A 25,353-nucleotide genomic window follows, 5' to 3' on the forward strand; every position below is an offset into this window, starting at 1 on the left:
GCTGCGCCCACGCGCTGCGCGCTCGTCGCCCTGCGCGCTCGTCGCCCTGCGCGCTCGTGCCGCGAAAGCGACAGTCTCCCGCCGGGGTCCGGCGGGAGACTGTCGCTTTCGCGTGCGGGTCAGGCGGGCGGCGAGCCGCCAGCCCGTCAGCGGATCGGGTTCGCGACCGCGTGGGCGTTGCGCCGGACCGAGGGCAGCGGCTTGTGCTCCTTCGCCAGCGCCCGGACCTCGCGGATGCGCCGGTCGATGCCCCACTTCGTGACGAGGGTCAGACTCTCGCGGACGATGTTCCCGCTCATCTTCGAGACGCCGAACTCGCGCTCGGTGAAGGTGATCGGGGTCTCCACGATCCGGAGGCCCGCTTCGAGCGCCCGCCAGCAGAGGTCGACCTGGAAGCAGTACCCCTTCGAGGCGATGCCGTCGAGGTCGATGCGCTGCAGTGCCGATCGGGTGAACACCCGGAAGCCGCCGGTGGCGTCGCGGACGGCGATGCCGAGCGCGAGGCGCGTGTAGAGGTTGCCGCCGCGCGAGAGGAGCTCGCGGTACCACGGCCAGTTCTCGACCTCGCCGCCCTTGATCCAGCGGGAGCCGAGGACCAGGTCGTTGGTGTCCGCGAGCTCGATGAGCCACGGCAGGTACTCGGGGTGGTGGGAGCCGTCGGCGTCCATCTCGACGAGCTTGTCGTACCCGTGCTCGAGCCCCCAGGCGAAGCCCGAGAGGTACGCGCCACCGAGGCCGTCCTTGACCGTGCGGTGCAGCACGTGGACCCGGTCCGTCTCGGTCGCGATGGCATCGGCGATGTCACCGGTGCCGTCCGGGGAGTTGTCGTCGACGACGAGCACGTGCACGGTGTCGTCCGTGGCCGCGAGGGTGCGCGCCACGATGGGCCGGACGTTCTCGGCTTCGTCGTAGGTCGGGATGATGACCAGGGTCTCGCTCATGTTGCTCCTCGATGACTGGTGTCCAACATATGGTTCGGCTGCTGTGTCACTGCCCCGACAGTGATGCGAACACGATCAGGTTGTCCGTGTAGTGCCCTGTGGCGGTGTCGAACGTGCCGTCGCAGGTGATGAGCCGGAGGTCGGGAGTGGGCGACGACCCGTAGACGTCGCTCGTGGGGAACGCCGACTTGGCGGCGCGTTCGGTGCGGTCGACGGTGAAGGTGCGGGTGCTGCCGTCGGACATCGCGACGTGGATCTCGTCGCCCGCCACGAGCTCGTCGAGCCGGAAGAACACCGCGGCGCTCGTCGGGCTGTCGACGTGCCCGGCGATGACCGCTGGGCCGACCTCTCCGGGGACGATGCCGTCGCTGAACCACCCGGCGTTGTCCCAGCCCTTCGGCGGGTCGAGCTCGCCGGCGGTTCCGCGGTGCAGGTCCTCGAGCGACGCGTCCACCCCGATCGCGGGGATCACCACCCGGGTCGGAGTCGCGTCGGACCGCGCTGCTGGGGCTGCCGGGTCCTGGAACCCCGCGATGTCCCGGTCGCCCGTGGAGGGAGACGCCCCCGAAGCAGCGGCCGAGGACCGCGCAGACGGAGCAGCGTCGTTCCCGGCAGCCACGGCGACCCCGGTCACGACGGCCCCGGCGGCCACGACGACCGCTGCACCCACCGCGACGGCCACCCACCGCCGACCGAGCCTCGCGCCCAGCGACGTTCCTCGCTCCGCCCGACGCCGCCCGCCGCTCACGAGGAACTCCCGCCGGCGGTGGCGCACCCACCGAGCACGTCGGACGTCAGCATGGTCGCACCGAGCGCAGCCCACGCATCGCCGTAGTACGTCGGCGTCGTGGCGGCGGTGCGATCGGCACGCTGCAGATCAGCCGTCGCCGCTCGCGTCGCGCCCCCGGCCTGTTCCGCGGCCGCACGAGCGGCGTACGCCAGTGCGCTGCGGTCCCCCGTGACGGCGGTGCCGCCGAGGTCGAGCTGCGCCGCGAGCTGCGTGGTCCGCCGGAGCGTCGGTGCGATCGACGCCGCGAGCCCGCGATCCGACGCCGTGCACGCCTCGGCGTACCGCAGCGGCATGCGCATCGCGTCGTAGCCGTACAGCACGCGGGCGTCGCTGCCGGTGGCGGGCATCGGGTCGACGCTGCCGTCGGCGTGCACCTGCGACCAGTCGCTCGGTAGGTCGGTCTTCTCGAGCACCGCGGCCGTCACGGCGCTGGAGCCCTCTTCGAGCTCCGTCCACCGCTCGTCGCCCGTCGCCTTCGCCAGCACCCGGTAGGCAGCGGGCGACGCGTACGAGGCGTCGTACCGGTACGGCTCCGAGTCCGCCCACGGCCCCGGGAGCAGGATCCGTCCGAGGTCGGTCGTCGCGGTCTCGTGGTCGAGCACCGCGCGGGCCATCGTCTTGCCGGCCTTGGTGTACGTCTCGTCCTGCCACTTCGCACCCGCGAGCACGAGGGCACGCGCGGCGTCGAGGTCGGCGTCGCTCGCGGACTGCTCGTCCGCGACGCCGTCCTCCTTCGTCCAGCGCCACGCGAGCAAGGAGTCGTCCGTCAGCATGTGCCGCTTCGTCCACTGCCAGATCTGGCCGAAGCGCTGCTCGTCCCCGGCTGCGTACGCGATGAGCAGCCCGTAGGCCTGTCCCTCGCTCACGGTGTCGTTCCCTTGGTCGAGCCGCACCACGCGGCCGCCCTGCACGTAGCGGTCCAGGAAGTCGGTGCGGAGCTGCGCGGCCGAGCGGTTCCCGTCCGGCGGGGTCGTCGAGGTTGGCGTCGAGGCACCACCGGCGTCGGGCTCGGAGGCCGACCACGGGTGCACGGCGGCGACGGCGATGCCGCCGGCGACGAGCACCGCGGCCACGCCGACGGCGGTGATGGGGATCCAGTTCCTGCGGGTCATGCTGGCCTGCTTTCTGCTGGTGGGGAGACGGTCTGACTGGAGGCCCGGATCACGTTCGCCGATCGGCGGCGGTGATCAGGGCCTCCCGTCCGGATCAGTGGAACAGTGCGCGGATCGCCGCGACGGCCGCGTGGACCGCGTCCGTTGCCGGGCGGTCGGCGGCGGTGCCGCCACCGCCGGTCTGCACGCCGCCCGTCGGCGTCGCGGCAGTGGCCGCGGCGTCCGTGACGGGGACGACCGTCAGGTCGCCCTTGCTGTCGTCGAGCACGAAGAGCGTCGAGACGGTGTTGCCCGCGAGGTCGATGTCCGCCGAGCCGGTCTGCCCGCCCCCGGAGAGGTCGAGGTCCCACTTGCCGGAGTCGACGGTCGCGTACTGCGAGGCCGAGCCGAACGCGGCGTCGGTGGCGATCTTCGTGCCGGTCGAGGTGGTGACGTCGACCTTCTTGGCGGTCGTCGCGGCCTGGACGAGCCGGAGCTTCGACTTGCCGTCTCCGGGCTGCTGCAGGTCGTCGGTGAACGCGGCCGTCTTCAGGCTCTTGTTCTTGCCGTAGGCGACGACGGTGCTCGCGTTGCCGCCCTGGACCGTCACGTCGGTCGAGATGACCGGCGTGGAGTCCGGCGCGTCCGATGCGCGCATCGAGAGCACGTAGGTGCCGGCCGCGAGCGTCTGGTACTTGCTGACCTGGCCGTAGGTGACGTCGTCGAGCTCGAACACCTTCTTGCCGCCGGACAGGCTCGACAGTTCGACGTCGACGCCCTTCGTGTCCGGGGAGAGGTGCCCGACGCGGAGCCAGCCGGTGTCGGTGGCGGCGCTGGCGGACTGGGGAGCTGCGAGGCCGACGGTCGCGGCGACGAGGGTCGCGGCGAGGGCGCCCACGACGGCGATGCGGCGGCGTGGGGTGTGTGCGGAGGTGTGCATGGTGGTGCTCCTTCGGGTCGGATCGTGCTGGTCGTTCCGGGTCAGGGTGTGTTCTCGCGGCCCGCCCCAGCCGCGAGCGGCGCGAGCGGGCGAAATACCGCGGTCGTTCGCGGGGGCGGGGCGGGTATTTCGCCCGCTCACCGGGCCCTCACCGGGCTCCCCCGCGGCTCATCCCGCGAGCGGGCGGAATACCGTGGTCGGTCGCGGGGGCCACCCGGGTATTTCGCCCGCTCGCGGGGCGGCGGGGCCGCGGGCTCGCGGGCGGCGGGATCGGGCGGCGTGCACGCGGGTCACGATGTGCCCACCGCCGTCGTGGTGGGGTCGGTCGTCGGGAACACGACCGTCAGGGTGGTGCCGTCCCGCTCGACCGAGGTCGGGCGGAACGCACTGCCCATCGCGTTGAGGGTGTCCTCGGTCCGCTTCGCCGCGGCGGCGTCCGACGTGTGCATGACCACGCGGCGGAACGTCTGACCGTCCTCGCCGGTGAGCGGCGTGAACCGGTCGACCCGCACGGAGTCGTCGGCGAGGACCTGCCCGAGGGCGATCATGGCGCGGGAGTCGACCTGCCCGGCCCGGAACTGCGACCGGGTCCCGGCATCCGCCACGAGCGCCGGGTTGTCCGCGAGCTGCGTGCCGAGGGTCTTCCGCTGGTCCGCGGCCTTCGTGATCGCCTTGTCGGCGGCTGCCTGGCCCTCGGAGTTGATCTGCCGGACGTCGACCTTCTGGTTCCCGGTGCCGAAGGACGCGACGCTCGTGGAGTTCTGGATCGCCTGGCGCACGTCCGTCGAGGAGTTGCCGCCGGTGCGCATCGAGTCCGTCGTCACGACGTAGTCGGAGTCCTTCCACCCGTTCGGCGACTGGCGTTCGACGGCTCCGTCGGTGTCGAGCTTGTAGTACCAGACCACGTTGTTCCGGGCGAAGCCGTCGTTCACGAGGTCCACCCACATCGCGTCGTCGACGAGCATCCGGGAGCGCTTGTCGACGTTGTCGCCGATCCAGTTCTCCGCCTGCGCCATCGGCTTGTCGAGGTCGGTGACGAGGAAGCCGCGGAGCTGCGAACCCCAGAGCGGTACGGCGACGACCAGGGCAGCTGCGGTCACGAGGGCCCAGGCCCCGCCGAGGACACGCCGTGATGCGCCACCCAGGCGGCCCGAAGCGCGGAACGCGGTCTTGCCGCTGACGGCGAGCACGGCCCGTTCGGCGACGAACGCCACGAGGACGGCCCCGAACGGCACGAGCATGATGACGTACGGCACGGGCAGGTACCCGTTCGGCCGGAACATGAAGAGCAGCAGGAAGACGAGCATCGCGGCGATCGGACGGACCCGACGCAGGAACAGCCCCACGACGGCCGCGGCCGAGCCGAGCACGATGAACACCGGATCGAGCGCCCACCACTGGGATGCGGCCTCGTTCGCCAGGCTGCCGCCCGTGAAGAGCGAACCGCTCGCCTCGCGACTGCCGAGCTGGTAGGTGATGCCCTGGAGCAGGCTGACCTTGCCGGCGCTCGGCAGGAGCTCGCCCTTGACCGCGGCGAGCAGGATGTACCCCCCACCGATCACGGCGAGGACGGCTCCGGCGACGCTCAGCGTGTAGCGACGCGTGCTCTTGTCGGCTCGACGCACGGCCATCCAGATGAGGAACGGCAGCGCGAGCAGGTACGTCTCCTTCGACAGCACCGCGATGCCCAGGCAGGCGGCGGCGCCGACGAACCCGGCGAGCTGCTGCCGACGGCTCAGGACGAGGACGAACGCAGCGAGGAGCCACGGCGTCGCGACGTTGTCGATGTACACGGTGCGGTGGTACTGCAGCGCCAGCGGCGACAGGCCGAACACGAGCACGGCGACGGCGCTCGCCGGTCGGGACATCCCGAGGCGACGGCCGAGGACGAAGACCAGGACTGCGGAGACCGCGGCGAAGAACACCATGGCCTCGCGGGCGGCCTCGACGGCGAACGGGTAGCGCGCGAACGCCCCGGTCAGCGAGGTGTAGCCGGCGATCTGGATCCACCCGAGGGGCGGGTGGTCGTACCAGTACGTGTAGTGGGTGAGTTCGCCGAGGTGGGTGATCGCCCACGCCTGGGCGGTGTACGTGCCCTCGTCGTCGATGCGCTGCGGGATGCCGCCCATGTTCCAGGCCTGCACAACTGCGGCGATCGCGACGACGGGCAGGACCCACGCGAGGCTCCGTGCGTGCACCTGGAACCAGGCGCGGACGCCGGTCGCCGAGCGCGTGCCCCGGATCGGGATGCCGGTCGTGTTCGTCATGCTGGCGGTCATCGTTCACTCCCCACGCTCGCGAGGGCACCTTCTCGAGACGTCACCGCAGACGGGAAACCGACGACCTCCGGCAGCTGCACGGGGGTGCGGTGCTGCCCGGTGTGCTCGGTCTTCTCCCACCCGTTCTGCTTCCTGGCGTGCCGGATCACGGCACGGACCGCTGCTGCGGCGAGGAACACCTGGTACGGCACCAGGCCGAGCACGAGCTTCACGTAGTCGCGGATGCGGACCTTCTCCTTGTAGAGCCGTCCGAACTCCCCGAGGCCGGCGATCTCCACCGCGAGCAGCATCAGCGTCGGCGCGAGCGGGATGAACGAGATGAGCGCGATCGCCGTCGGTACCTTGACGAACGCGATCATGATCACGCTCAGCGGGATCAGGAGACCGGTGGCCGCCTGGATGAACGGCATCGTCAGCAGGTACCGCGCGAAGAAGCGCTGCTTGAGCGACGGGAGCTGCTTCCACTCGCCCTTCTCGAGGACCTGCAGGAAGCCCTGGTTCCAGCGGGTGCGCTGCTTGAGCAGGGAAGCGAACGTCGGCGGGGTCTCCTCGCGGGTGACCGCCTCCGGGCTGTACGCGACGACGACCTTGGCGCCGTCGGCGGAGAGCCGGACGCCGAGCTCGCAGTCCTCGGCGAGGCAGTGCGCGTCCCAGCCGTTCGACCAGTCGAGGCGCTCCTTCGTCACGAAGACGGTGTTGCCGCCGAGCGGGATGAACTTCGACTCCGCATGGAAGTGCAGCCGCGAGCGGAACCAGAAGTAGTACTCGAGCACGTTGCGGAGCGACCACCAGCTGGACTTGAAGTTCATCAGCTGCACGCCGCCCTGCACGACGTCGGCGCCGGTCTCCTGGAAGCGCGAGTCGACCAGGCTGAGGAGCTTCGGGTACACCTCGTCCTCTGCGTCGAACACGCCAACGATGTCCCCGGTGGCGTACTGCAGCGCCAGGTTCATCGCCTTCGGCTTGTTCTTCGGCAGCGTGTCGTCGACCACGACCTTGATCAGACCGGGGTGCCGCGCGGCGGCTTCGCGGACGACCCGGTCGGTGCCGGGGTCGTCCTCGCCGACGATCGCGATGATCTCGAAGTCCGGGTGGTCCTGCGTGGCGAGCATGTCGAGCGTCTGCCCCATCACGTCCTCCTCGTGCCGCCCGGGCACCAGGAGCGTGAAGCGGTGTGCCGCTGGACGCGGCGTGCTGCTGAAGCTCGTCTGCTTCAGCGCGTCGCGCGACCGCCAGGCGTGCAGCATCCACCAGAGCGTGGACAGTGCGACCAACGTGAGCAGGATCGAGATGGCGACCAGGGCGGAGTACCCGACCCATTCGCCCAGCGTCCAGGCGGCGTGCGCGGCTTGCCCCGAGCCTCCTGTCGGGACGTCCGTGGTGCCCCGGTTCGGGACGTTCCCCGACGTCCCGGATGAGTCCTTCGGCTGGAGCAGCGGCCCAGCGGCCGTGACCAGCGTCGTGATGACGGTCATTCGACGATCTCCTTCGTGCGACGTGCGTCGTGGGAACGGAAGACGAGGGCCTTGTACGCGGCGAACCGGAACGCGGTGCCGAGGACCAGGCCGACCCCGTTGCCGGCGACGTTGTCGGCGAGGGTGGACGTGAAACCGAGGATGTAGTGCGAGACGTAGAGGCAGGCCGCGGCGATGCCGAGCCCGATGAGGTTCGTGAGCGCGAAGAGCAGGCCCTCGCGGAGCGTCTCGCGACGTCCGGTGGTGCGCTCGGCGCGGAAGGTGATGAATCGGTTGAGCACGTAGGCGACCGCGGTCGAGACCACCGCCGAGGCGACCTTCGCGCCGATCGGCTTGTCGTCGAGGACGGTCGCGCGCAGGAGGTTGTAGACGCCGAGGTCGACGACGAAGCAGAACGCGCCGATGGCGCCGAAGGACACGAGCTGCCGCGCGGTGGCGAGCAGTCGTGCGAGTTGTGGCACTCGTTCGGGTGGCACCACAACGAGGGTGTCGGTCGAGGTCATGCCCCCGATTCGGGGGCATCCATGTCACCCGTTTGGGTGGGGTACGCACATCGCCAGGGCTCTGCCAGGTTCGCGACACACGTTGTTCATCTGGGGTACACGCGTTGCGGTCCGCAACGACGGACGGGAGGCACGGTGCCAGCTGGCACCGTGCCTCCCGTCCGGTTCTCCGGTCGCGTCTACGCGGGGCGCGACGCCGGCGAGACGCTCTTCGAGGAATCGCGTTCCGGGATGTCCCCCAGGGCGTCGTCGATGGCCTTCAGCGCGTCCGCGTCGAGCTTCACGCCGACCGCCTTGACGTTGTCGGTGACCTGCTGCGGGCGCGAGGCGCCGACGATCGCACTCGCGACGTTGTCGTTCTGGAGCGTCCACGCGATCGCGAGCTGCGCCAGGGTGAGCCCCGCCTGGTCCGCGACGGGCTGGAGACGCTGGACGGCCTCGAGGACGTCGTCGCGCATGTACCGCTTGATCATGTCCGCGCCGCCCTTCTCGTCGGTGGCGCGCGAGCCCTCGGGGAGCGGCTGGCCGGCCTGGTACTTGCCCGTGAGGACGCCCTGCGCGATCGGGGAGAACACGATCTGCGACAGCCCGAGCTGCTTGGAGGTGGGGACGACCTCGCCCTCGATGACCCGCCAGAGCATCGAGTACTGCGGCTGGTTCGAGATGAGCTGGAAGCCGAGCTCCTTCGCCAGTGCCGCACCGGCGCGGATCTGGTCGGCGGTCCACTCGGAGACGCCGATGTAGAGCGCCTTGCCCTGTCGGACGACGTCCGCGAAGGCCTGCATCGTCTCCTCGAGCGGGGTCTCGTAGTCGTACCGGTGCGCCTGGTAGAGGTCGACGTAGTCCGTCTGGAGGCGCGTCAGCGACCCGTTGATCGACTCGAGGATGTGCTTCCGGCTGAGTCCGACGTCGTTGTGCCCCTTCGGACCGGTCGGCCAGTACACCTTCGTCGCGATCTCCAGCGACTGGCGACGCTCGCCCTTGAGCGCATCGCCGAGGACCGATTCCGCCTTGGTGTTCGCGTACGTGTCCGCGGTGTCGAACGTGGTGATGCCGGCGTCGAGCGCTGCCCGGACGCACTGGGTGGCGACGTCGTTCTCGACCTGCGAGCCGTGCGTCAGCCAGTTGCCGTAGGTGATCTCGGAGACCTTGAGTCCCGAGTTGCCGAGGTACCTGAATTCCATGCTCCCGACGGTACTGGAGCGCGTTCGGCCCCGGGTGGCCCCGTGGGTGCCTCCCGGGGTGAGGGGGGGGTGGGTGGGGTGCGCGGGCGGCGGGCGGGTGGGGCGTGGGCGGGTGAGGCGTGGGCGGCGAGTGGGCGGGCGGGCGGGCGGGCGGTGCCGTTGTCCGTGAGCGGGCGGGCGGTGCCGTTGTCCGTGAGCGGGCGGAATACCGGCGTGCTCAAGCCACCGCACCCTCGCATTCCGCCCTCTCGGCACCGGGACGAACACAGCGGGCGACGGCATGCGCGAGCGGGCGGAATACCCGCGTCCGCTGCGTTCCCGACCCTGGCATCTCGCCCGCTCGTCGAGACGGGCAGGCCTCCACACGCAGGGAACGCCCGCGACCATCCACACGGGAGGCTCGGCTCGCCCCGACGACGCCGACTCGCCACGAGCATGTGGAGATGACCGCCAGACGCAGACTCCCCGGGGTGCTCCGAGACGCTTCGTTCCGCGTTCGCGACGCGCTGTACCGAGGGGTGCCCCGCGGGCGCCTCGACGCCAAGGACCTCGTCCGGCCGTTCCACGGGATCCGGTCCCCGACGACCCCGGTGATGGTGGACGAACGAGCCCGTGCCCTCGCTCCGCGACTCCGGCCGGACCAGGTGTTCAGCCACGTGACCGCCGCAGCGATCATCGGCGTCCCGCTCCCCCGCCGCTTCGAGCGCGACCGACGACTCCACGTGACGACCATCGGCGTCGATCAGGCGATCCGAGTACGTGGCTCGGTAGGACATCGGGCCCGAGCAGGCACGGTGCGAAGGACGATCTCACGAGGCGTCCCGATCAGCGACCCTGCAGACACCTTCGTCGCGCTGGGGACGATGCTGACGGTCGACGAGCTCGTGATCGCCGGCGATGCCCTCGTCGGGTGGCTCGGTTGGCTGACGCTACAAGAACTGACCGCAGCGGTCCGCAGACGACGTCGCATCCGGGGCATCCGAAAGCTCCGCGCCGCACTCGCCGAGATTCGACCGGGCTCCAGGTCCCCCGGCGAGACGCGGACCCGGCTCGCCCTCGTTCGCCGAGGCTTGCCCGAGCCAGCACTCAACCACGACGTCATCGTCGACGGGCAGTGGATCGCCTGCGTCGATCTCGCGTACCCGGAGGCACGAGTCGCGATCGAGTACGAAAGCGATCTCCACCGAACGGATGCCAGGTCGTTCAAGAAGGATCTCACGCGTGGTGAGCACCTGAAGGATGTCGACTGGTGGCTCGTCCGGGTCACAGCAGACGATGTCGGAGCGCTCATCGAGCAGTTCGTCGCACGTGTCAGACGACTGCTGTCGGTCGGCATCGGCGGTCGGCACGACACGCGCACGGCGACACTCGGGTGAACATTGGTTGACGCTTCAACCAAACGGGTGCACAATGGCGTAGCATCAACTTCGATGCGGGCGCATGGACCGGGGATCCGGTCGCTCGCGTCACCACGACTCTCTCGTCCTGGAAGGACACCACAATGTCGCTCACCGCAGAAACCGTTCCCGGCTACCGCACCGGCACCTGGAAGATCGATCCGACCCACTCCGAGGTCACCTTCTCGGTCCGCCACCTCGCGATCAGCAAGGTCAAGGGCAAGTTCGAGACGTTCGACGCGACCGTCGTCACCGCCGAGAACCCGCTCGAGTCCACCGTCGAGGCGTCGATCGACGTGGCGTCGGTGAACACCGGCCAGGAGCAGCGCGACCAGCACCTCAAGACGAGCGACTTCTTCCTCACCGAAGAGCACCCGCAGCTCACCTTCCGCTCCACCGGCATCGAGGCGAAGGGCGACGACCTGCACATCGCCGGCGAGCTCACCCTCCGCGGTGTCACCAAGCCGGTCGTGCTCAAGGCCGAGCTCGGCGGCTTCACGACGGACGGCTACGGCCAGGTCAAGTTCGGCGCCGAGGCGACGACCAAGATCGACCGCACCGAGTTCGGCGTGAACTGGAACGCCGCCGTCGAGGCCGGTGGCTTCACCCTGGGCAACGACGTCACGATCAACCTCGACGTCCAGTTCGTCCTCCAGGCTGCGTGAGTCCTTCCCGGACACTCGCTCTCTGACTGAGGGAACCGAACCGCACCACACTGCAGCACCCGAGACGAAGCCCCGGCACCGCCCCATGGCGCCGGGGCTTCGTCGCGCCCGGCGTCGACGGGTCCAGGAGCACTCACTCCCGCGCGTTCACCCGAGCGGGCGAAATACCCGCGTTCTCGCGGACCAACCCCGGGCATTTCGCCCGCTCGACGACCGCGACGGCAACTTCTCCCTGCCCGCTTCTCGTGAGCGGGCGGATTCGAGTGGTCCCCGAGCGGTGATACCCGGGTATTTCGCCCGCTCGGCGGCAGACGGTCCGCGGTCATCGCCGGACGAACGCGAGCGGGCGGAAGGGTGGGGTTCCCGCGCGAGGATGCCGGGGTATTCCGCCCGCTCGACGGGGATGCGCGCGCACCGCACTCCCGCCAGCACCACACTCCCGCCCGCACCGCGCTCCCGCCCGCGCCCGCACCGGCGCCCGCTCCGGCGTACGTTGGGCACGCACGCCCGCACGCACGCACGCCCCCCACGCACCCCCGACCGCACCGCACCGCACCGCACCGCACCACACCACACCACACCACACCTGCACCCACGGCCCCGGGAATCCGCGAGGGCTCCCCGAGGTTGCACGCCACACATCGCCGAACCGTGACGAACAGGAGCACCACCATGGCCACCGACTGGATCGCGCTGCAAGCCGTCGCCGCAGCCGAGTTCGGCCGCCGCGTCGCCGCCGTCTCCGACTGGGACGCCCCGACCCCCGACTCCGAGTGGACCACCAGGGACCTCGTCGCGCACGTCGTCGACGAGCAGCGATGGATCCCACTCCTCCTCACCGGGTGCGACTACGCGCAGGCCGAGGCCGATCTCGAACCCGTCGGGGACGACCTCGTGGCCGAGTGGCAGCGCTTCGCGGGCGCCGCCACCGAGGCATGGCACCGCGCCCCGCAGGACACACCGGTCCACCTCGCCACCGACGTGGTCAGCGCCGCGGAGTACCTCGCCGAGCAGACGAGCGACATCACGATCCACACGTGGGACCTGGCGCGCGCCACCGGCAGCGACGAAGAACTGCCTGAGGAGCTCGTCGCGGCGGTGTGGCACCACTTCGAGCCGCAGATCGAGTCCCTCGCCGAGACCGGCCTGTACGCCGCCCCCGTCGAGGTCGGCGAGGACGCACCGCTGCAGGTCCGCCTCCTCGCGGTCACAGGCCGCGATGCCAGGGTGAACGCATGACCCCGACCCACACGACGCAAAGCACCCACGAGACGGAGAGCACCACCACGAACGCCACCGCGAGCACCACACGCCTCGGCACCACCGGCCTCGAGATCAGCGACGTCATCCTCGGGATGATGTCCTACGGCGACCCGACGAAGGGCTCGCACGCGTGGAGCGTCGGCATCGACGAGGCACGCCCCTTCGTCCGACACGCGTTCGACAAGGGGATCACCACCTTCGACACCGCCAACGTGTACTCCAACGGCTCCAGCGAGGAGATCACCGGCACGCTCCTGAAGGAACTCGCCCCGAGAGAGGACGTCCAGGTCTTCACGAAGGTCTTCAACCGGATGCGCCCTGGCCGCAACGGCGCCGGGCTCTCCCGCATGGCGATCATGCACGAGATCGACGCGTCGCTGACCCGCCTCGGCACCGACTACGTCGACCTGTACCAGATCCACCGCTTCGATCCGCAGACCCCGATCGAGGAGACGATGGAGGCGCTGCACGACGTCGTCAAGGCCGGCAAGGCGCGCTACATCGGCGCGAGCAGCATGTGGGCGTGGCAGTTCGCCCAGATGCAGCACACCGCCGAGCTGCACGGCTGGACGACGTTCGTCAGCATGCAGGACCAGTACAACCTCCTCGAGCGCGAGGAAGAGCGCGAGATGCACCCTTTCTGCGCCGCCACGGGTGTCGCGGTGATCCCGTGGAGCCCGCTCGCCCGCGGCAAGGTCACCCGCCCGTGGAACGCCCAGGGCTCCGGCACGCGCGCCGACACCGACGAGTTCGGCAAGACGCTCTACCGTCAGGACGAGGACGCGAACCACGCGATCGTCGACGCCGTCGAGTCGATCGCGAACGACCGCGGCGTCAGCATGGCGCAGATCGCCCTGGCGTGGGTCGCCGGCAAGGACGCGGTCACGGCTCCGATCGTCGGCGCGACGAAGGAGCACCACATCGACGACGCGGTCGCCGGTGCGTCGATCGTCCTCACGGACGACGAGGTGACGCGACTCGAGTCCGCGTACACGCCCCGGGTGCCGTCCGGTTTCTGACGCACCCACCAGACGGACGGGAGGCTCGGTGCCAGCTGGCACCGAGCCTCCCGTCCGTCTGTCCGTCTGTCCGTCCGTGGCCGGGTCTCAGGCCGCTGGTTCCGCGGCCTCACGCTCCAGCCGTGCGATCCGACGGAGCGCTGCGCGCTCCGTCCCGGACTGGTTGCCGAGGACGCCGCCGATGCCGTCCAGGACCATGCCGGTCGCGCGCCCGACGGGCAGCTCCACCGGGCCGATCGCCGCCTGGCGTAACCCGAGCATCGAACGGTGCCGCGGGTCGAGGGTCGACACGGCGCCCTGGAACAGCGCCTGGTAGCCGGGCCGCAGCATCCGGGCGAGGGGCGGGTTGCGGATGAAGCGGACGACCTCGCGGGTGCGCGGTGTGACGGCCAGCTCACCGCGGTCGAGGTACCCGTCCATCTGCGCGCGGAGCTCGGCCTCGCTGCGCGGTGGGTCCTCCACACGCATGAGTTCGCCGGCGGTCGCCCACTCCCGGACGTAGGCGTCGGCGCCTCCCGGGATCGGGTCCCCCCACCGCTGGGCGCTCCGGAGGAACGCGTCGGTGAAGGCGAGGTGCACCCACCGCGCCAGGTCCGGGTCGTTCGCGGTGTAGTCCCGCGTCACCCCGTGGCCGTCGACGTACTGCCCGCGCACCTTCTCGTGCAGCTGGAGCACCCACTGGCTCGCTCCCCTGGCCGTCGCGGTGTCCCCGTGCGACACCGTGTAGATCCAGCGGATGGTGCCGGCGAGCCGGCCGAACGGGTCCTCGCGGTAGCGGGAGTGGTCGGCGACACCGGCGAGCGCTCCCGGGTGCAGGGCCTGGACGAGCAACGCACGGACGCCGGCCACGATCGTGTGGTTGCCGCCGTGCACGGACCACGTCGCCGAACCCGGTCCGAAGAACCCGGCGTCCGTGCCCTGCTCGAGTTCGTCCACCCACTCGGGTCGACCGGTCGAGCTGCCGGTGAACGTGGCCTGGAGGCGGGAGCGGAGTGCACCGGTGACGAAGGACATGCCTTCATCGTGCGCCGTCTGACGGGGCGGGCTCCCAGCGCACGGTCGGGTGCCCCGCTAGGTTGGGCGGGTGAGCATCGACACGCCCCGTCCCTGGCTTGCCGCCTACGCACCAGGAGTGCCGCACGACATCGAGGAGCCCACCGGTTCGCTCTTCGACCTCGTGGAGCAGTCCGCGAAGCGGTTCCCGAAGAAGGTCGCCCTCGAATTCTTCAAGCGCACGACGACGTACGCCGAGCTCGAGGACCAGATCGTCCGTGCGGCGAACGGCCTCCGCAAGCTCGGTGTCACAGCTGGCGACCGGGTGGCACTGGTGCTGCCGAACTGCCCGCAGCACGTCGTGGCGTTCTACGCGGTGCTGCGGCTCGGGGCGATCGTCGTCGAACACAACCCGCTGTACACGCCGCGCGAGCTCCGGCACCAGTTCGAGGACCACGGCGCGAAGGTGGCGATCGCGTGGGACAAGTCCGTCGCGACGCTGCAGGAGTTCCCCGCCGACGTGCGACTCGACGCCATCGTGTCCGTCGACCTGACGAAGGCCATGCCGCGGAGCACCCGGCTCGCGCTGACGTTGCCCGTGGCGAAGGCCCGGGAGTCCCGCGCGAAGCTGACGACGAAGGTCCGCGGCACGACGAAGTGGGACGACCTGGTGTCCTCCCGCCGGCTGTCCCGCAAGCACGCCAGGCCGTCCGCCGACGACACCGCGCTCATCCAGTACACGTCCGGCACCACGGGGACGCCGAAGGGTGCCGTCCTGACGCACCGCAACCTCATCGCGAACGCGGCGCAGTCCCGTGCGTGGGTCCCGCAGATCCAGCCGGGCGACGGCAGCGTCGTCTACGCGATCCTGCCGATGTTCCACGCCTACGGACTGACGCTGTGCCTGACCTTCGCGATGAGCATGGCCTCGCGCCTGGTGCTCTTCCCGGCGTTCGAGCCGGACCTCGTGCTCACCGCGATGAAGAAGCACCCGCCGACGTTCCTCCCCGCCGTGCCGCCGATCTACGCCAGGCTGCAGCACGCCGCCGACTCCAAGAAGGTGTCCCTCGAGGGGATCGAGATCGGGATCTCCGGGGCGATGGCGCTGTCGAAGGACGTCGTCGAGCCGTGGGAGGCGCGCACCGGCGGCTACCTCGTCGAGGGCTACGGCCTGTCCGAGTGCTCCCCGGTCATCATGGCGAACCCGGTGTCCGACGCCCGGCGGCTCGGCACCATCGGGCTGCCGTTCCCCTCGACCGAGGCCCGTGTCGCCGACACGGACGAGCCCACCCGGGTGCTCGGGACCGACGAGCCGGGTGAGCTGCAGGTCCGTGGACCGCAGGTGTTCAGCGGCTACTGGGGCAAGGCCGAGGCGACCGACGAGGTCTTCACCTCCGACGGCTGGTTCCGCACCGGGGACATCGTCGCGATCGACGCGGACGGGTACGTGCGGATCGTCGACCGGCTCAAGGAGCTCATCATCACGGGCGGGTTCAACGTCTCTCCGACCGAGGTCGAGGACACGCTGGTGAAGCACCCCAGCGTCCGCGAGGTCGCCGTCGTCGGCATCACCCAGGCGGGCAACGAGCAGGTCGTCGCAGCGGTGGTGCCGCGCGACCCGTCCTCGTTCGACGCGGAGGCGCTCCGTGCCTACGCCCGCGAGCACATGGCGGCGTACAAGGTGCCGCGGCGGATCGTCGTCGTGGAGGACCTGCCCCGCTCGATGATCGGCAAGGTCCTGCGCCGCAAGGTGCGCGACCAGATCCTGGGCGAGTAGGCGCGGGCGCCCGCGAGGGCGTGGCGCGCGGGCGCGGCGCCGAGTCGGGACGCAGTCGTCGCTCCGAGCCGGTAGGCACGAACACTCAGCGCCGCGACGCCCGCCCCGGCACGGCGAGCAACGCCAGTCCGAGGACGACGAGCACGATGCCGCCCCACCCGACGACCCCGAGGTGCTCCCCCACGACCAGCACCGCGAGCACCGCTGCCACGACCGGCTCGAACAGCGACAGGAGCGTCGCGGCCGACGCCGTCACCGTCCGGAGCCCGACCGCGTACAGCGAGTGCCCGATCACCGTCGGGACGAGCGCCAGGTAGAGGAACACCGGCCAGTCCGACGGCACGGCGAGGTACTCGTGACCCGACACCACGGCGAGCACCACGAGCGGCACCGCGGCGAGCCCGAACACCGCGCCGACGAGCCCCCGCCCGTTCGGCCGTGCCCGCGACACGATCTCGGCCGTCGGCCCGCCGGGCACCGCCGCCCGGAACGAGCCCATCCCACGGGCGATCGCCCACGAGTAGAGCGCATAGGTCAGTCCGGCGAGCAGGGCGGCTCCGAGACCGATCGCGAGCGACCCGGACGAGCTCGACGTCGAACGGGCGAGCGTCACGACGACCATCCCGACGACGCTCACGACCGTCGCGAGGACCCACCGCCGCGCCACCGGACGACGCTCCGCGACCCACTCGACGAGCCCGGCGAACACGGGCGACGACCCGATCGCGATCGTCGTCCCCAGCGCCACACCCGCGTCGGCGAGCGCCGCGTAGAACGCCACCGCGTACACGGCGAGTGCCACTGCCCCGAGCCAGACCCAGCCCCGCGTCCCCCGAGCGACCACGGCACGGAGCGTGCCGCGTCCGGCCAGGCCGGCGAGCACGAGGCCGCCGAGCCCGAACGTCACGGCACCGAACACGAACGCGGGCACGCCGGGAGCGAAGTGCGTCGCCGTCCCGGTTGTCCCCCACACCGCCGCCGCGACGACGACCGCCGCGATGCCGCCGACCGGACGGGAGGCTCCGCTCGCGTCGACCGCGCCCGTCACGACACGTGGACGCTCGGTCGGCGGTTGACCTCGGGCTCGGCTTCGCGCAGGACCTCGCGCGTCACCGGAGCGACGTCGCCGACGCCGGTGAAGACGAAGCGGATGGCGTTCCGGATCGGGCTGCCCTCGTTCCACTCGAAGTAGATGCTCGGGACGACACCGGCGATGTCCCGGATCGCGAGCAACGTCGACGCGATGGTGTTCGGCACGTTGCCGGACCGGACCCGGAGCACCCGGAACCCGTGCACGACGTGCCCCTCGACGACGAGGTCCTCCTCGAAGTCGGACGAGTCGGCCGGCAGCACCTCGAGGAACATCGTCGGGACACGGGCCGGGATGCCCGAGTCGCGGCGCTCCTCGCGTCCCTTCGACCGGTAGGCGGCCGCCGTTCCCGCCCCTGGTTCGTTCGCGATGATGCACACCGAGCTGAACTGGTCGGCGTCGGCCTCGACGAACTGCCTGGCGGTCGCGTCGAGCTCGATCGACGACGCCCGGAGCTCGAACGACCGCCGCACCCGGGACACCAGCGACACGACGACGATCGCGATGATGAAGACCGCGGCGATGCGCACGCCGTCCGGGCGCTCGATGACGTTCGCGATGGTCGTGTAGACGAACACCACCGCGATGATGCCGAAGCCGATCGTGCGCTTCTTCTGCTGCTTGCGCCGGGCCGACAGGGTCACCGCGACGGCGGCGCTCGTGATCAGGACGAGCACGCCCGTGGCGTACGCACCGCCCTGCGCGTCGACGTTGGCCTGGAAGATGATCGTGATCACGAAGGCGATGAGCGTGAAGATGATGACCAGGGGCCTGGTCGCTCGCGCCCACTGCGGGGCCATCCCGTACCGGGGCAGGAACCGGGGCACCAGGTTGAGCAGTCCGGCCATCGCGCTCGCGCCGGCGAACCACAGGATCGCGACCGTCGAGAAGTCGTACACCGACCCGAACACGCCGCCCAGGTACTCGTGCGCCAGGTACGCCAGCGCGCGACCGTTCGCACCGCCGCCCGGCTGGAACTCGTGCTGCGGGATCAGGAAGGTCGTGACGATCGACGAGGTGATGAGGAACGTGCTCATGATCACCGCGGCGACGGTCAGCAGCCGCTTGGTCCCGCGGATGCGGCCCTCGGGACGGAGGCTCGTGCCGTCGGCCGCGTCCCCACGGACCTGCGGCATCACCGCGACCCCGGTCTCGAACCCGGACAGGCCGAGCGCGAGCTTCGGGAACACGATCAGCGCGATCCCGATCATCACGAGGGGGTTGCTGTGCTGCGCGGTCAGTCCGCTCCACCAATCGCTCGCCACGGTCGGGCGCTCGAACACGTGCCAGAGCGAGACCGCGACGACGACCGCGTTGAGCGTCAGGTACACCGCGACCAGTCCGACCGCGATGCCGATCGCTTCCTTGAACCCGCGCAGGAAGACCACGCCGAGCAGGAGCAGCAGCGCCAGGGTCAGCGGCACCGGGATCTCGGTGAACCAGTGCGGGGTGAAGGGGTTCTCGGCGATGTGGGCCGTCGCGTCGGCGGCGGACAGGGTCATCGTGATCATGAAGTCCGTCACGGCGAACCCGAGCAGGACCAGCACGAACAGCTTGCCGGCCCACCAGGGCAGGAGCTTCTCGAGCATCATGATCGACCCGGCGCCGCGGAAGCTGTCCTGGGCGACGCGGCGGTAGACCGGCAGCGCGCCGAAGAGCGTGACGAGCACGAGCACGATGGTCGCGATCGGCGAGAGCAGCCCGGCGGCGAGCGCGGCGATGGCCGGCTGGTACCCGAGCGTCGAGAAGTAGTCGACGCCGGTGAGGCACATGACCCGCCACCACGAGTGGGTCTTCTCGACCTCGACCTGGTGCGGACCCTGGTGGGAGGCACCCTGGTCGGAGCCCTGCAGCATCCACCGCCGGACCCGCGTGCTGCGGTCCGGACCGGGCTCGGTGGCATCGCGGGCGGCAGCCTGTTCGCCGGCACGCTCGGCATCTGTCGCGGTCATGGGCCCTCTCGCGTCGACGGTTCGACACGATCGTAAGCCGCCGCGGCTACTTCGAGCTGATCCGCGTGTACTTGTTCACCGCCCACGGTACGAACACGACGAGCATCACGGCGATGCCGATGAGCACCGTGGTGATCGGGTGCTGCATCGTCCAGATGTCGGGCACCGGTGCAGAGCCGACGTTCCCGAAGAGCTCTCGGGCCGCCTGCACGAGGGAGGACACCGGGTTCCACTCCGCGAACACCCGGAGCACGAGCGGCAAGGTGTCGCTCGGCACGAAGGCGTTCGAGATGAACGTCAGCGGGAACAGGATCATGAACGAGGCGTTGTTGATCACCTCTGGCGTCTTGACGCTCATGCCGAGCAGCGCCATCACCCAGCTGAACGAGTAGCTGAAGAGCAGCAGCAGCGCGACGCCGGCGAGGAACTCCAGCGGCGAGGAGTTCACCCGCCACCCCACGAGCAGCCCGGTGAGCATCATGATCACCATCGAGATCGTATTGAGGACGAGGTCGCTGTTCGTGCGCCCGACGAGCACCGCGGACGACGACATCGGCAGCGTCCTGAAGCGGTCGATCAACCCCTCCTTGAGGTCCTGCGCCATCGCGGAGCCGGAGAACGTCGCGCCGAAGACGACGGTCTGGGCGAAGATCCCCGCCATCAGGAACTGCGTGTAATCGGTGCCCTGCACGGCGATCGCCCCGCCGTAGACCTGGCTGAACAGCAGCACGAACATGATCGGCTGGAGGACGGCGAAGACGAGCATGTCGGGCGAGCGCTTGATCTTGATGAGGTTGCGCTTGGTGACGGTCCAGCCGTCCTCGAACCACACCGCGACCGGCGAGGTGACGACGACCGGCAGCTGTCGGCCCGGCGTGGTGACGACGGCGGTCATCGTGCCGCCTCCTTCTGCTTGGCGGCCGGTGCGTCGTCGGCTTCGTCCTCGGTCGCGGCGTGCCCGGTGAGGCGGAGGAACACGTCGTCGAGGGTGGGGCGGCGCATGCCGGCGTCGTGGAGTTCGATGCCGGCCTCGCCCAGGTCGGCGAGCACGCGCCGCAGCGCCGTCGGCCCGGCTTCCACCGCGATCGCGTGGGTGCGTCCGTCGCCGGATGCCTCCACCTCACCGACGCCGTAGCGCCGGAGCACGGTGACCGCCGCGTCGCCGTCGGTCTCGTCGACCAGCGTGACGACGACCCGGTGGCCACCGACCTGTGCCTTGAGCTGGTCGGCCGTGCCCTCGGCGATGACCCTGCCGTCGTCGATCACCGCGATGTCGTCGGCGAGCCGGTCGGCTTCCTCGAGGTACTGCGTCGTCAGGAGCACGGTCGCTCCGTCGGCGACGAGGCGCTCGATGATGCCCCACAGGGACAGTCGGCTGCGGGGGTCGAGCCCGGTCGTCGGTTCGTCGAGGAACAGCACGCTCGGGTTCATCACGAGGGCTCCGGCGAGGTCGATGCGCCGACGCATGCCGCCGGAGAAGCCCTTCACGGGACGGTCCCCCGCCTCGGACAGGTCGAACACGTCGATGAGCTCGCGGGCTCGGGCACGGGACGCCTTGCCCCCGAGGTGGTACAGCCGGCCGATCATCTCCAGGTTCTCGAACCCCGTGAGGTTCTCGTCGACCGCGGCGTACTGCCCGGACACCCCGATCGACCGACGGGTCGCCTGGGGGTCCCGCACGACGTCGACCCCGGCGATCGCCGCCGTGCCGCTGTCGGGCTTGATGAGCGTCGTGAGCACCTTGACCGTCGTGGTCTTGCCGGCGCCGTTCGGCCCGAGCAGCGCCTTGACGGTGCCCTGCGGCACGGACAGGTCGAGTCCGGCCAACGCGTGCACCGGCCCGGACTTCGATCGGTAGGTCTTGGTCAGCCCGGAGGCTTCGATGATGGCCATGCCGCTCCCTCGTCGAACATGGAACAGTCCAGTGGGTCGGTGCCGGATCGAGCGGGAAGGTCAGACGTCGAACCCGCCGAAGTCGCCACCGAAGTCGTCGAACCCACCGCCACCACCGAGGTCGGAGCCGCTGTCCCACGACGCGTTGTCGAACCCGCCGCCGTCGGACGCGCCGCCGTCACCGGAGTCGCCCCCAGTGTCCCCCGAACCACCGTCACCCGCATCCCCCGATGCGTCGGTGCCGCCGTCGAAGCCGGACGCATCGGGCAGGAACGCGCTCATCAGCGTCGAGCCGATGACGTACCCGGCGACGGTCCCGAGGATCGACGCACCGAGCATGCTGCCGAACGACGGCCCCTGACGCTGCCCGAAGGCACCGCCGCCCATCCCGCCGAGCGACCGCTCCATGAACCCTGGTTGCCGGATCTCGGATCGCGTGGCCGACTGCGCGAGCGACCGCGGGTCGTTGCCACGGGGTGCGTCGCCGGCCGGGGCCGTGCGGGTGAACTCGTCGTACACCATCTGCCGCTGCTCGGGCGTGAGCCGCTCGAAGGCCTCGGCGTGCACCTCCTCGATGCGCTCCGGCGGCGCGGTGCGCAGGAGGTAGCGGTAGCGCTCGACGGCCTGCTGGTCCTCGGTCCGAGCACCAGGACCGGAGCCAGGCGCGCCACCGGTCGGCGGGGCTGCGTCGTACGACTGCTGCCCGTACTGGTAGCCCTGCGGCTGCTGCGCGTTCCAGCCCTGCTGCTGCGCGTTCCACCCCTGCTGCTGCGATCGGTCTTCGCGGCCGAGCAGTCGGTCGAGGAATCCCATGTCGATGCTCCCAACGTGATCCGGGCACGGTGCCCGTGGAGTGCAACAGTAGGGACGCCGGACGACCGGTGACTGTGTGCACGCACAGAGTTCGGTGAACGAGGAGGATGACACCATGACCGACCTCGACGAGCTCCGCCGACTCCGCCGCGCGCGGAGCCGGATGGACCGCGAGTACGCCGAGCCCCTCGACGTCCCCGCACTCGCCGCGTCGGCGTACATGTCCACCGCGCACTTCAGCCGGCGCTTCCGTGACGCCTACGGCGAGACCCCCTACGCCTACCTCATGACCCGGCGGATCGAACGGGCGCAGGCGCTGCTCCGCACCGGGGACGTGACCGTGACCGAGGCGTGCATGGCGGTGGGCTGCACGAGCCTCGGATCGTTCTCCTCGCGCTTCACCGCCCTCGTCGGCATGACCCCGTCCGAGTACCGCGCCGCTGACCACGAGGACCTGTCCGGCATGTGGAGCTGCCACACGATGGTGGTGACGCGCCCGGTCCGAGCAGTTTCCGAGAAGCAGGGGGCCCGGACGCCCGCCTAGGGTCGGTCGCATGACGATCCAGATCAGCGGCGTGCACGTGCTCGCCGACGACATCGACGCCGCCGTCGCCTTCTACCGCGACACGATCGGCTTCTCCGTCCGCAACGAGGTCGAGAACGGCGGGCACCGCTGGGTGACCCTGGTCAGCGACACGCATCCCGACCTCGAGCTCGTCCTGTCCGAGCCGCACGCCGGCCGCTCCCAGAAGGACGGTGACGCCCTCGCCGCACTCCTGGCGAAGGGCGCCCTGTCGATGCTCCAGCTCCGGGTCAGCGACCTCGACGAGGTCTTCGACCGCATCACCGCGAGCGCCGACGCCGAGGTGCTCCAGGAGCCCACCGACCAGTTCTGGGGCGTCCGCGACGCGGCCGTCCGCGACCCGGCCGGCAACATGGTCCGGATCGCCCAGGCCTGACCAGGTCCGGAACCTGGCCGACGGCGGACGGGAGGCTCGTGGCGGCCCCGCCACGAGCCTCTCCCCACCGACACGGCCTGTCTGCCGCTGGCGCGTCAGCCAGGAACCGGCGGCGTGGGCCCAGTCCGCCCAGCACCGTGTCAGGGACGCACCGCACCCACCCAGACCGCGTGCAGTTCGTCGGCCGCACCGGGGTGCGCCACCAGGAACGGCGCGCCCACCGGCGGGAACCCCTCGACCGGACCGTCCGCCGTCATGACGACGCCACCGGCCTCGTGCACGAGCAGTACGGCGGCACCGTGGTCGATCGGGTCGAACGCCGACACGCACCCGCCGATCCCCCGCCCCGCCGCGACCTGCGCGATCGTCAGCGTGCCGGAACCCTGGACGCGGAGCGTGCAGGACCGCGCGGCGAGGGCGTCGAGGAACGCGCCGAACCCCGGCCACGGCACGTGTCCGTCGAGCTCGGTCCCGACGACCGCGCCCGCCAACGACCTCGGGCTGTCGTCGAGCCGGAGCTGCCGGTCGCGGATCACGGCGCCCCGGCCCCGACGCGCCTCGAACACCTCGCCCCGCCACGGATCCGCGACGACACCGACGAGCGGACGCCCGCTGCGGGTGAGGCACAGCGACGTGCTCGTCCACGGGACGCCGTTCGCGAGGTTCGTCGTCCCGTCGACCGGGTCGAGGTACCAGCGGTGCTTGTCGCCGGGTGACTCGCCGTACTCCTCGCCGGAGAACCCGTGCGTGGGGAACGCGGCACGGACCCGACCCCTGACGTGCTGCTCCACGAGCCGGTCGACGTCCGTGACGAGATCGGCCTCGTGCGCCTTCGTCGTCACCGAGCCGACCGGGTGCTCCCGCGTGTACGCGATCACCTCGTGCGCGATCCGGTGCGCGAGCGCCTGTGCCCGCGAAGCCACCTCGGCCTCCGTCGCCTCGTGGTCCGGCTCCGGCCACCCGTCCCGTTCGGCCGCGGCGAGCGCTGCTCGGACGGCGGCGAGGTCGTTCGTGGTGACCGAGTCAGCGCCGAGCCGAGCAGCCCAAATCGCCGGCTCCGGTGCGTCCACGGTCCACACCGCGACCTGCAACCCGAGGTCGTGGGCGGCCCGGATCGTCCTCGGGGTCAGGAAGGCGACGTCGAGGTTCAGCGTCGACGGCCCGAGCGCCACCAGGTCGTCCGGCGTCGGCGCGTCGAGCGCTGCCCACGCCAGCCAGACGTCCGCGTCCGGGAGCACGTCGCGCACCGCTGCCATCGCCTCCGGCGCCCCGCACCACGCGACGGCGACGGCAGCGCTCGATGCGCCCACCGTGCGTGCGGCGACGCGGGCGTCCTCGGCGTCGGTGAGGTCGATCAGCAGCGACGACCCGCAACCGTCCAACCGTTCCAGCACCGCGTCGAGCCGCGGGATACGGTCGAGGCCGTTCCCGAGCCGCGCGACGTCACACCACGGCACGTCAGCCACCCGACGCGCGTCGCCCCACATCCGGCCGAGGGTCTCGTCGTGCAGCAGGACGGCGACACCGTCCGCCGTCCGCCGGACGTCCACCTCGATCGCATCGGCGCCGAGCGCCTCGGCCACCGCGACGGCCGGCAGGGTGTTCTCGCGGCGGACCCGTGGTGCGCCACGGTGCGCCACCAGGCGCGGCGTCCGGACGGACGGGAGGCTCGGTTCGGCTGGACGACTCCGGGTCGCGTCCGTCGTCGTCATGGCCCTGCCTCTCGTGGTGACTCGGTCTGGCATCGTCGCCGACCCGGTTGAACACCAGGTTGCCGGCTGCACCCCCTGCGGGTGAACTCCGTGCCACGTCGTGCCTGCGACAATGAAGCGGTGACCGATCGCACCTGGGGCTGGCTCGCAGCCGTCATCGACGTCGTCCTGATCATCGTGTTCGCACTGATCGGCCGGTCGTCCCACGGCGAGGCGTCCTCGTTGGTCGGGCTGTGGACCACGGCGTACCCGTTCCTCGCGGGATGGGCGATCGCCTACGTCACGAGTGGTGCGTGGGCCCGCCCGCTGCGCTTCTGGCCGACCGGTGTCGTCGCGTGGATCCTCACGGTGTTCGTCGGCATGGCGATCCGCGTCGCGACCGGGCAGGGCGTGGTCGACGGCAACCCGCTGCCGATCTCGTTCGTCATCGTCGCGACGATCGTGCTCGGGGTGTTCCTGCTCGGGTGGCGTGCGATCGCGCGGGGTGTCCTGCGCGCCGTCGCGCGACGGCAGCACCGGTCGCCGCCGGCGGTCGAGGACGACCCGGCGAACGACGACCCGTCGACGGAGCCCTCGGCCGGCGTGACGCCGGGGACCTGACGGCCGCTCCGCTCCGC

The 25,353-nt window shown here is 70.8% G+C and carries 23 protein-coding genes; 8 read left to right on the forward strand and 15 right to left on the reverse strand.

The window, feature by feature from the left end; all coding sequences use genetic code 11:
- Positions 1 to 146 precede the first annotated feature (146 nt).
- The 8 genes from ACO0E1_RS03670 to ACO0E1_RS03705 form a co-directional block, all read right to left on the reverse strand.
- Positions 147 to 941 (reverse strand): polyprenol monophosphomannose synthase, encoded by a 795-nt coding sequence (locus ACO0E1_RS03670; RefSeq protein ID WP_422872946.1) that lies wholly within the window; start codon positions 939 to 941, stop codon positions 147 to 149.
- A 46-nt stretch (positions 942 to 987) separates the two neighbouring features.
- Complete coding sequence (locus ACO0E1_RS03675; RefSeq protein WP_422872947.1) at positions 988 to 1,623, reverse strand: class F sortase; 636 nt, start codon at positions 1,621 to 1,623, stop codon at positions 988 to 990.
- A gap of 62 nt (positions 1,624 to 1,685) precedes the next feature.
- The gene (locus ACO0E1_RS03680; RefSeq protein ID WP_422872948.1) at positions 1,686 to 2,843 is read right to left on the reverse strand and encodes a family 8 glycosyl hydrolase; all 1,158 of its coding nucleotides are present in this window, start codon (positions 2,841 to 2,843) and stop codon (positions 1,686 to 1,688) included.
- A gap of 94 nt (positions 2,844 to 2,937) precedes the next feature.
- The gene (locus tag ACO0E1_RS03685; protein WP_422872949.1) at positions 2,938 to 3,762 is read right to left on the reverse strand and encodes a DUF4397 domain-containing protein; all 825 of its coding nucleotides are present in this window, start codon (positions 3,760 to 3,762) and stop codon (positions 2,938 to 2,940) included.
- A gap of 290 nt (positions 3,763 to 4,052) precedes the next feature.
- Complete coding sequence (locus tag ACO0E1_RS03690; protein ID WP_422872950.1) at positions 4,053 to 6,029, reverse strand: ArnT family glycosyltransferase; 1,977 nt, start codon at positions 6,027 to 6,029, stop codon at positions 4,053 to 4,055.
- An 8-nt stretch (positions 6,030 to 6,037) separates the two neighbouring features.
- Entirely contained in the window at positions 6,038 to 7,516 is a 1,479-nt protein-coding gene (locus ACO0E1_RS03695) for a glycosyltransferase (protein WP_422872951.1), read from the reverse strand.
- Positions 7,513 to 7,992, reverse strand: a complete 480-nt coding sequence (locus ACO0E1_RS03700; protein ID WP_422872952.1) for a GtrA family protein — start codon at positions 7,990 to 7,992, stop codon at positions 7,513 to 7,515. The genes ACO0E1_RS03695 and ACO0E1_RS03700 overlap by 4 nt, the downstream gene beginning before the upstream one ends.
- A gap of 206 nt (positions 7,993 to 8,198) precedes the next feature.
- Positions 8,199 to 9,203, reverse strand: coding sequence for an aldo/keto reductase family protein (locus ACO0E1_RS03705; protein ID WP_422872953.1), 1,005 nt, complete (start codon positions 9,201 to 9,203; stop codon positions 8,199 to 8,201).
- A 443-nt stretch (positions 9,204 to 9,646) separates the two neighbouring features.
- Between ACO0E1_RS03705 and ACO0E1_RS03710 the strand changes: the two genes are divergently transcribed.
- The 4 genes from ACO0E1_RS03710 to ACO0E1_RS03725 all read left to right on the forward strand — a co-directional run bounded on the left by ACO0E1_RS03710 (position 9,647) and on the right by ACO0E1_RS03725 (position 13,547).
- The gene (locus ACO0E1_RS03710; RefSeq protein ID WP_422872954.1) at positions 9,647 to 10,579 is read left to right on the forward strand and encodes a hypothetical protein; all 933 of its coding nucleotides are present in this window, start codon (positions 9,647 to 9,649) and stop codon (positions 10,577 to 10,579) included.
- A 125-nt stretch (positions 10,580 to 10,704) separates the two neighbouring features.
- Positions 10,705 to 11,265: a YceI family protein gene (locus ACO0E1_RS03715; RefSeq protein ID WP_422872955.1), complete on the forward strand. Its 561-nt coding sequence runs from the start codon at positions 10,705 to 10,707 to the stop codon at positions 11,263 to 11,265.
- Positions 11,266 to 11,937: 672 nt separating this feature from the next.
- Positions 11,938 to 12,504 carry a TIGR03086 family metal-binding protein gene (locus ACO0E1_RS03720; protein ID WP_422872956.1) on the forward strand — a complete coding sequence of 189 codons (567 nt, stop codon included), beginning with the start codon at positions 11,938 to 11,940 and terminating at the stop codon, positions 12,502 to 12,504.
- 116 nt (positions 12,505 to 12,620) lie between these two features.
- Positions 12,621 to 13,547 carry an aldo/keto reductase gene (locus tag ACO0E1_RS03725; protein ID WP_422873118.1) on the forward strand — a complete coding sequence of 309 codons (927 nt, stop codon included), beginning with the start codon at positions 12,621 to 12,623 and terminating at the stop codon, positions 13,545 to 13,547.
- An 87-nt stretch (positions 13,548 to 13,634) separates the two neighbouring features.
- Here the strand turns inward: ACO0E1_RS03725 and ACO0E1_RS03730 are convergent, their stop codons facing one another.
- Positions 13,635 to 14,561, reverse strand: coding sequence for an oxygenase MpaB family protein (locus ACO0E1_RS03730; protein WP_422872957.1), 927 nt, complete (start codon positions 14,559 to 14,561; stop codon positions 13,635 to 13,637).
- Between the two features lie 70 nt (positions 14,562 to 14,631).
- Here ACO0E1_RS03730 and ACO0E1_RS03735 point away from each other — a divergent pair, with 70 nt between their 5' ends.
- On the forward strand, positions 14,632 to 16,317 hold the full coding sequence (locus ACO0E1_RS03735; RefSeq protein WP_422872958.1) for a long-chain-fatty-acid--CoA ligase: 1,686 nt from the start codon (positions 14,632 to 14,634) through the stop codon (positions 16,315 to 16,317).
- A gap of 85 nt (positions 16,318 to 16,402) precedes the next feature.
- Here the strand turns inward: ACO0E1_RS03735 and ACO0E1_RS03740 are convergent, their stop codons facing one another.
- The 5 genes from ACO0E1_RS03740 to ACO0E1_RS03760 are packed head-to-tail and all read right to left on the reverse strand — an operon-like array spanning position 16,403 to position 22,065.
- Complete coding sequence (locus ACO0E1_RS03740; protein ID WP_422872959.1) at positions 16,403 to 17,365, reverse strand: EamA family transporter; 963 nt, start codon at positions 17,363 to 17,365, stop codon at positions 16,403 to 16,405.
- Complete coding sequence (locus ACO0E1_RS03745) at positions 17,362 to 19,359, reverse strand: APC family permease (protein WP_422872960.1); 1,998 nt, start codon at positions 19,357 to 19,359, stop codon at positions 17,362 to 17,364. Before ACO0E1_RS03745 ends, ACO0E1_RS03740 begins: the two co-directional genes overlap by 4 nt.
- Positions 19,360 to 19,405: 46 nt before the next feature.
- A complete protein-coding gene (locus ACO0E1_RS03750; RefSeq protein ID WP_281267281.1) occupies positions 19,406 to 20,254 on the reverse strand; it encodes an ABC transporter permease in 849 nt (282 codons plus the stop codon).
- Positions 20,251 to 21,252 (reverse strand): ATP-binding cassette domain-containing protein, encoded by a 1,002-nt coding sequence (locus ACO0E1_RS03755; protein WP_422872961.1) that lies wholly within the window; start codon positions 21,250 to 21,252, stop codon positions 20,251 to 20,253. Before ACO0E1_RS03755 ends, ACO0E1_RS03750 begins: the two co-directional genes overlap by 4 nt.
- A 60-nt stretch (positions 21,253 to 21,312) precedes the next feature.
- Complete coding sequence (locus ACO0E1_RS03760; protein WP_422872962.1) at positions 21,313 to 22,065, reverse strand: hypothetical protein; 753 nt, start codon at positions 22,063 to 22,065, stop codon at positions 21,313 to 21,315.
- A 115-nt stretch (positions 22,066 to 22,180) separates the two neighbouring features.
- Between ACO0E1_RS03760 and ACO0E1_RS03765 the strand changes: the two genes are divergently transcribed.
- Together ACO0E1_RS03765 and ACO0E1_RS03770 are read left to right on the forward strand one after the other, a co-directional pair.
- Positions 22,181 to 22,609 carry a helix-turn-helix transcriptional regulator gene (locus ACO0E1_RS03765; RefSeq protein WP_422872963.1) on the forward strand — a complete coding sequence of 143 codons (429 nt, stop codon included), beginning with the start codon at positions 22,181 to 22,183 and terminating at the stop codon, positions 22,607 to 22,609.
- 10 nt (positions 22,610 to 22,619) lie between these two features.
- On the forward strand, positions 22,620 to 23,024 hold the full coding sequence (locus ACO0E1_RS03770) for a VOC family protein (protein WP_422872964.1): 405 nt from the start codon (positions 22,620 to 22,622) through the stop codon (positions 23,022 to 23,024).
- Between the two features lie 140 nt (positions 23,025 to 23,164).
- Here ACO0E1_RS03770 and ACO0E1_RS03775 read toward each other — a convergent pair whose 3' ends face one another.
- On the reverse strand, positions 23,165 to 24,736 hold the full coding sequence (locus ACO0E1_RS03775) for an inositol monophosphatase family protein (protein WP_422872965.1): 1,572 nt from the start codon (positions 24,734 to 24,736) through the stop codon (positions 23,165 to 23,167).
- Positions 24,737 to 24,856: 120 nt separating this feature from the next.
- Between ACO0E1_RS03775 and ACO0E1_RS03780 the strand changes: the two genes are divergently transcribed.
- Positions 24,857 to 25,336, forward strand: coding sequence for a DUF3054 domain-containing protein (locus ACO0E1_RS03780; RefSeq protein ID WP_422872966.1), 480 nt, complete (start codon positions 24,857 to 24,859; stop codon positions 25,334 to 25,336).
- Positions 25,337 to 25,353 lie beyond the last annotated feature (17 nt).

The sequence above is a fragment of the Curtobacterium guangdongense genome (assembly GCF_049341845.1).
Taxonomy (GTDB): Bacteria; Actinomycetota; Actinomycetes; order Actinomycetales; family Microbacteriaceae; genus Curtobacterium; species Curtobacterium guangdongense.

Coding starts and splice junctions, on each gene's coding strand:
- ACO0E1_RS03760 (WP_422872962.1), bottom strand. CDS start 22,065: ATGGGATTCCTCGACCGACTGCTCGGCCGCGAAGACCGATCGCAGCAG.
- ACO0E1_RS03685 (WP_422872949.1), bottom strand. CDS start 3,762: ATGCACACCTCCGCACACACCCCACGCCGCCGCATCGCCGTCGTGGGC.
- ACO0E1_RS03695 (WP_422872951.1), bottom strand. CDS start 7,516: ATGACCGTCATCACGACGCTGGTCACGGCCGCTGGGCCGCTGCTCCAG.
- ACO0E1_RS03745 (WP_422872960.1), bottom strand. CDS start 19,359: ATGACCGCGACAGATGCCGAGCGTGCCGGCGAACAGGCTGCCGCCCGC.
- ACO0E1_RS03670 (WP_422872946.1), bottom strand. CDS start 941: ATGAGCGAGACCCTGGTCATCATCCCGACCTACGACGAAGCCGAGAAC.
- ACO0E1_RS03720 (WP_422872956.1), top strand. CDS start 11,938: ATGGCCACCGACTGGATCGCGCTGCAAGCCGTCGCCGCAGCCGAGTTC.
- ACO0E1_RS03715 (WP_422872955.1), top strand. CDS start 10,705: ATGTCGCTCACCGCAGAAACCGTTCCCGGCTACCGCACCGGCACCTGG.
- ACO0E1_RS03705 (WP_422872953.1), bottom strand. CDS start 9,203: ATGGAATTCAGGTACCTCGGCAACTCGGGACTCAAGGTCTCCGAGATC.
- ACO0E1_RS03765 (WP_422872963.1), top strand. CDS start 22,181: ATGACCGACCTCGACGAGCTCCGCCGACTCCGCCGCGCGCGGAGCCGG.
- ACO0E1_RS03755 (WP_422872961.1), bottom strand. CDS start 21,252: ATGGCCATCATCGAAGCCTCCGGGCTGACCAAGACCTACCGATCGAAG.
- ACO0E1_RS03775 (WP_422872965.1), bottom strand. CDS start 24,736: ATGACGACGACGGACGCGACCCGGAGTCGTCCAGCCGAACCGAGCCTC.
- ACO0E1_RS03770 (WP_422872964.1), top strand. CDS start 22,620: ATGACGATCCAGATCAGCGGCGTGCACGTGCTCGCCGACGACATCGAC.
- ACO0E1_RS03690 (WP_422872950.1), bottom strand. CDS start 6,029: ATGACGAACACGACCGGCATCCCGATCCGGGGCACGCGCTCGGCGACC.
- ACO0E1_RS03725 (WP_422873118.1), top strand. CDS start 12,621: ATGATGTCCTACGGCGACCCGACGAAGGGCTCGCACGCGTGGAGCGTC.
- ACO0E1_RS03730 (WP_422872957.1), bottom strand. CDS start 14,561: ATGTCCTTCGTCACCGGTGCACTCCGCTCCCGCCTCCAGGCCACGTTC.
- ACO0E1_RS03710 (WP_422872954.1), top strand. CDS start 9,647: ATGACCGCCAGACGCAGACTCCCCGGGGTGCTCCGAGACGCTTCGTTC.
- ACO0E1_RS03680 (WP_422872948.1), bottom strand. CDS start 2,843: ATGACCCGCAGGAACTGGATCCCCATCACCGCCGTCGGCGTGGCCGCG.
- ACO0E1_RS03750 (WP_281267281.1), bottom strand. CDS start 20,254: ATGACCGCCGTCGTCACCACGCCGGGCCGACAGCTGCCGGTCGTCGTC.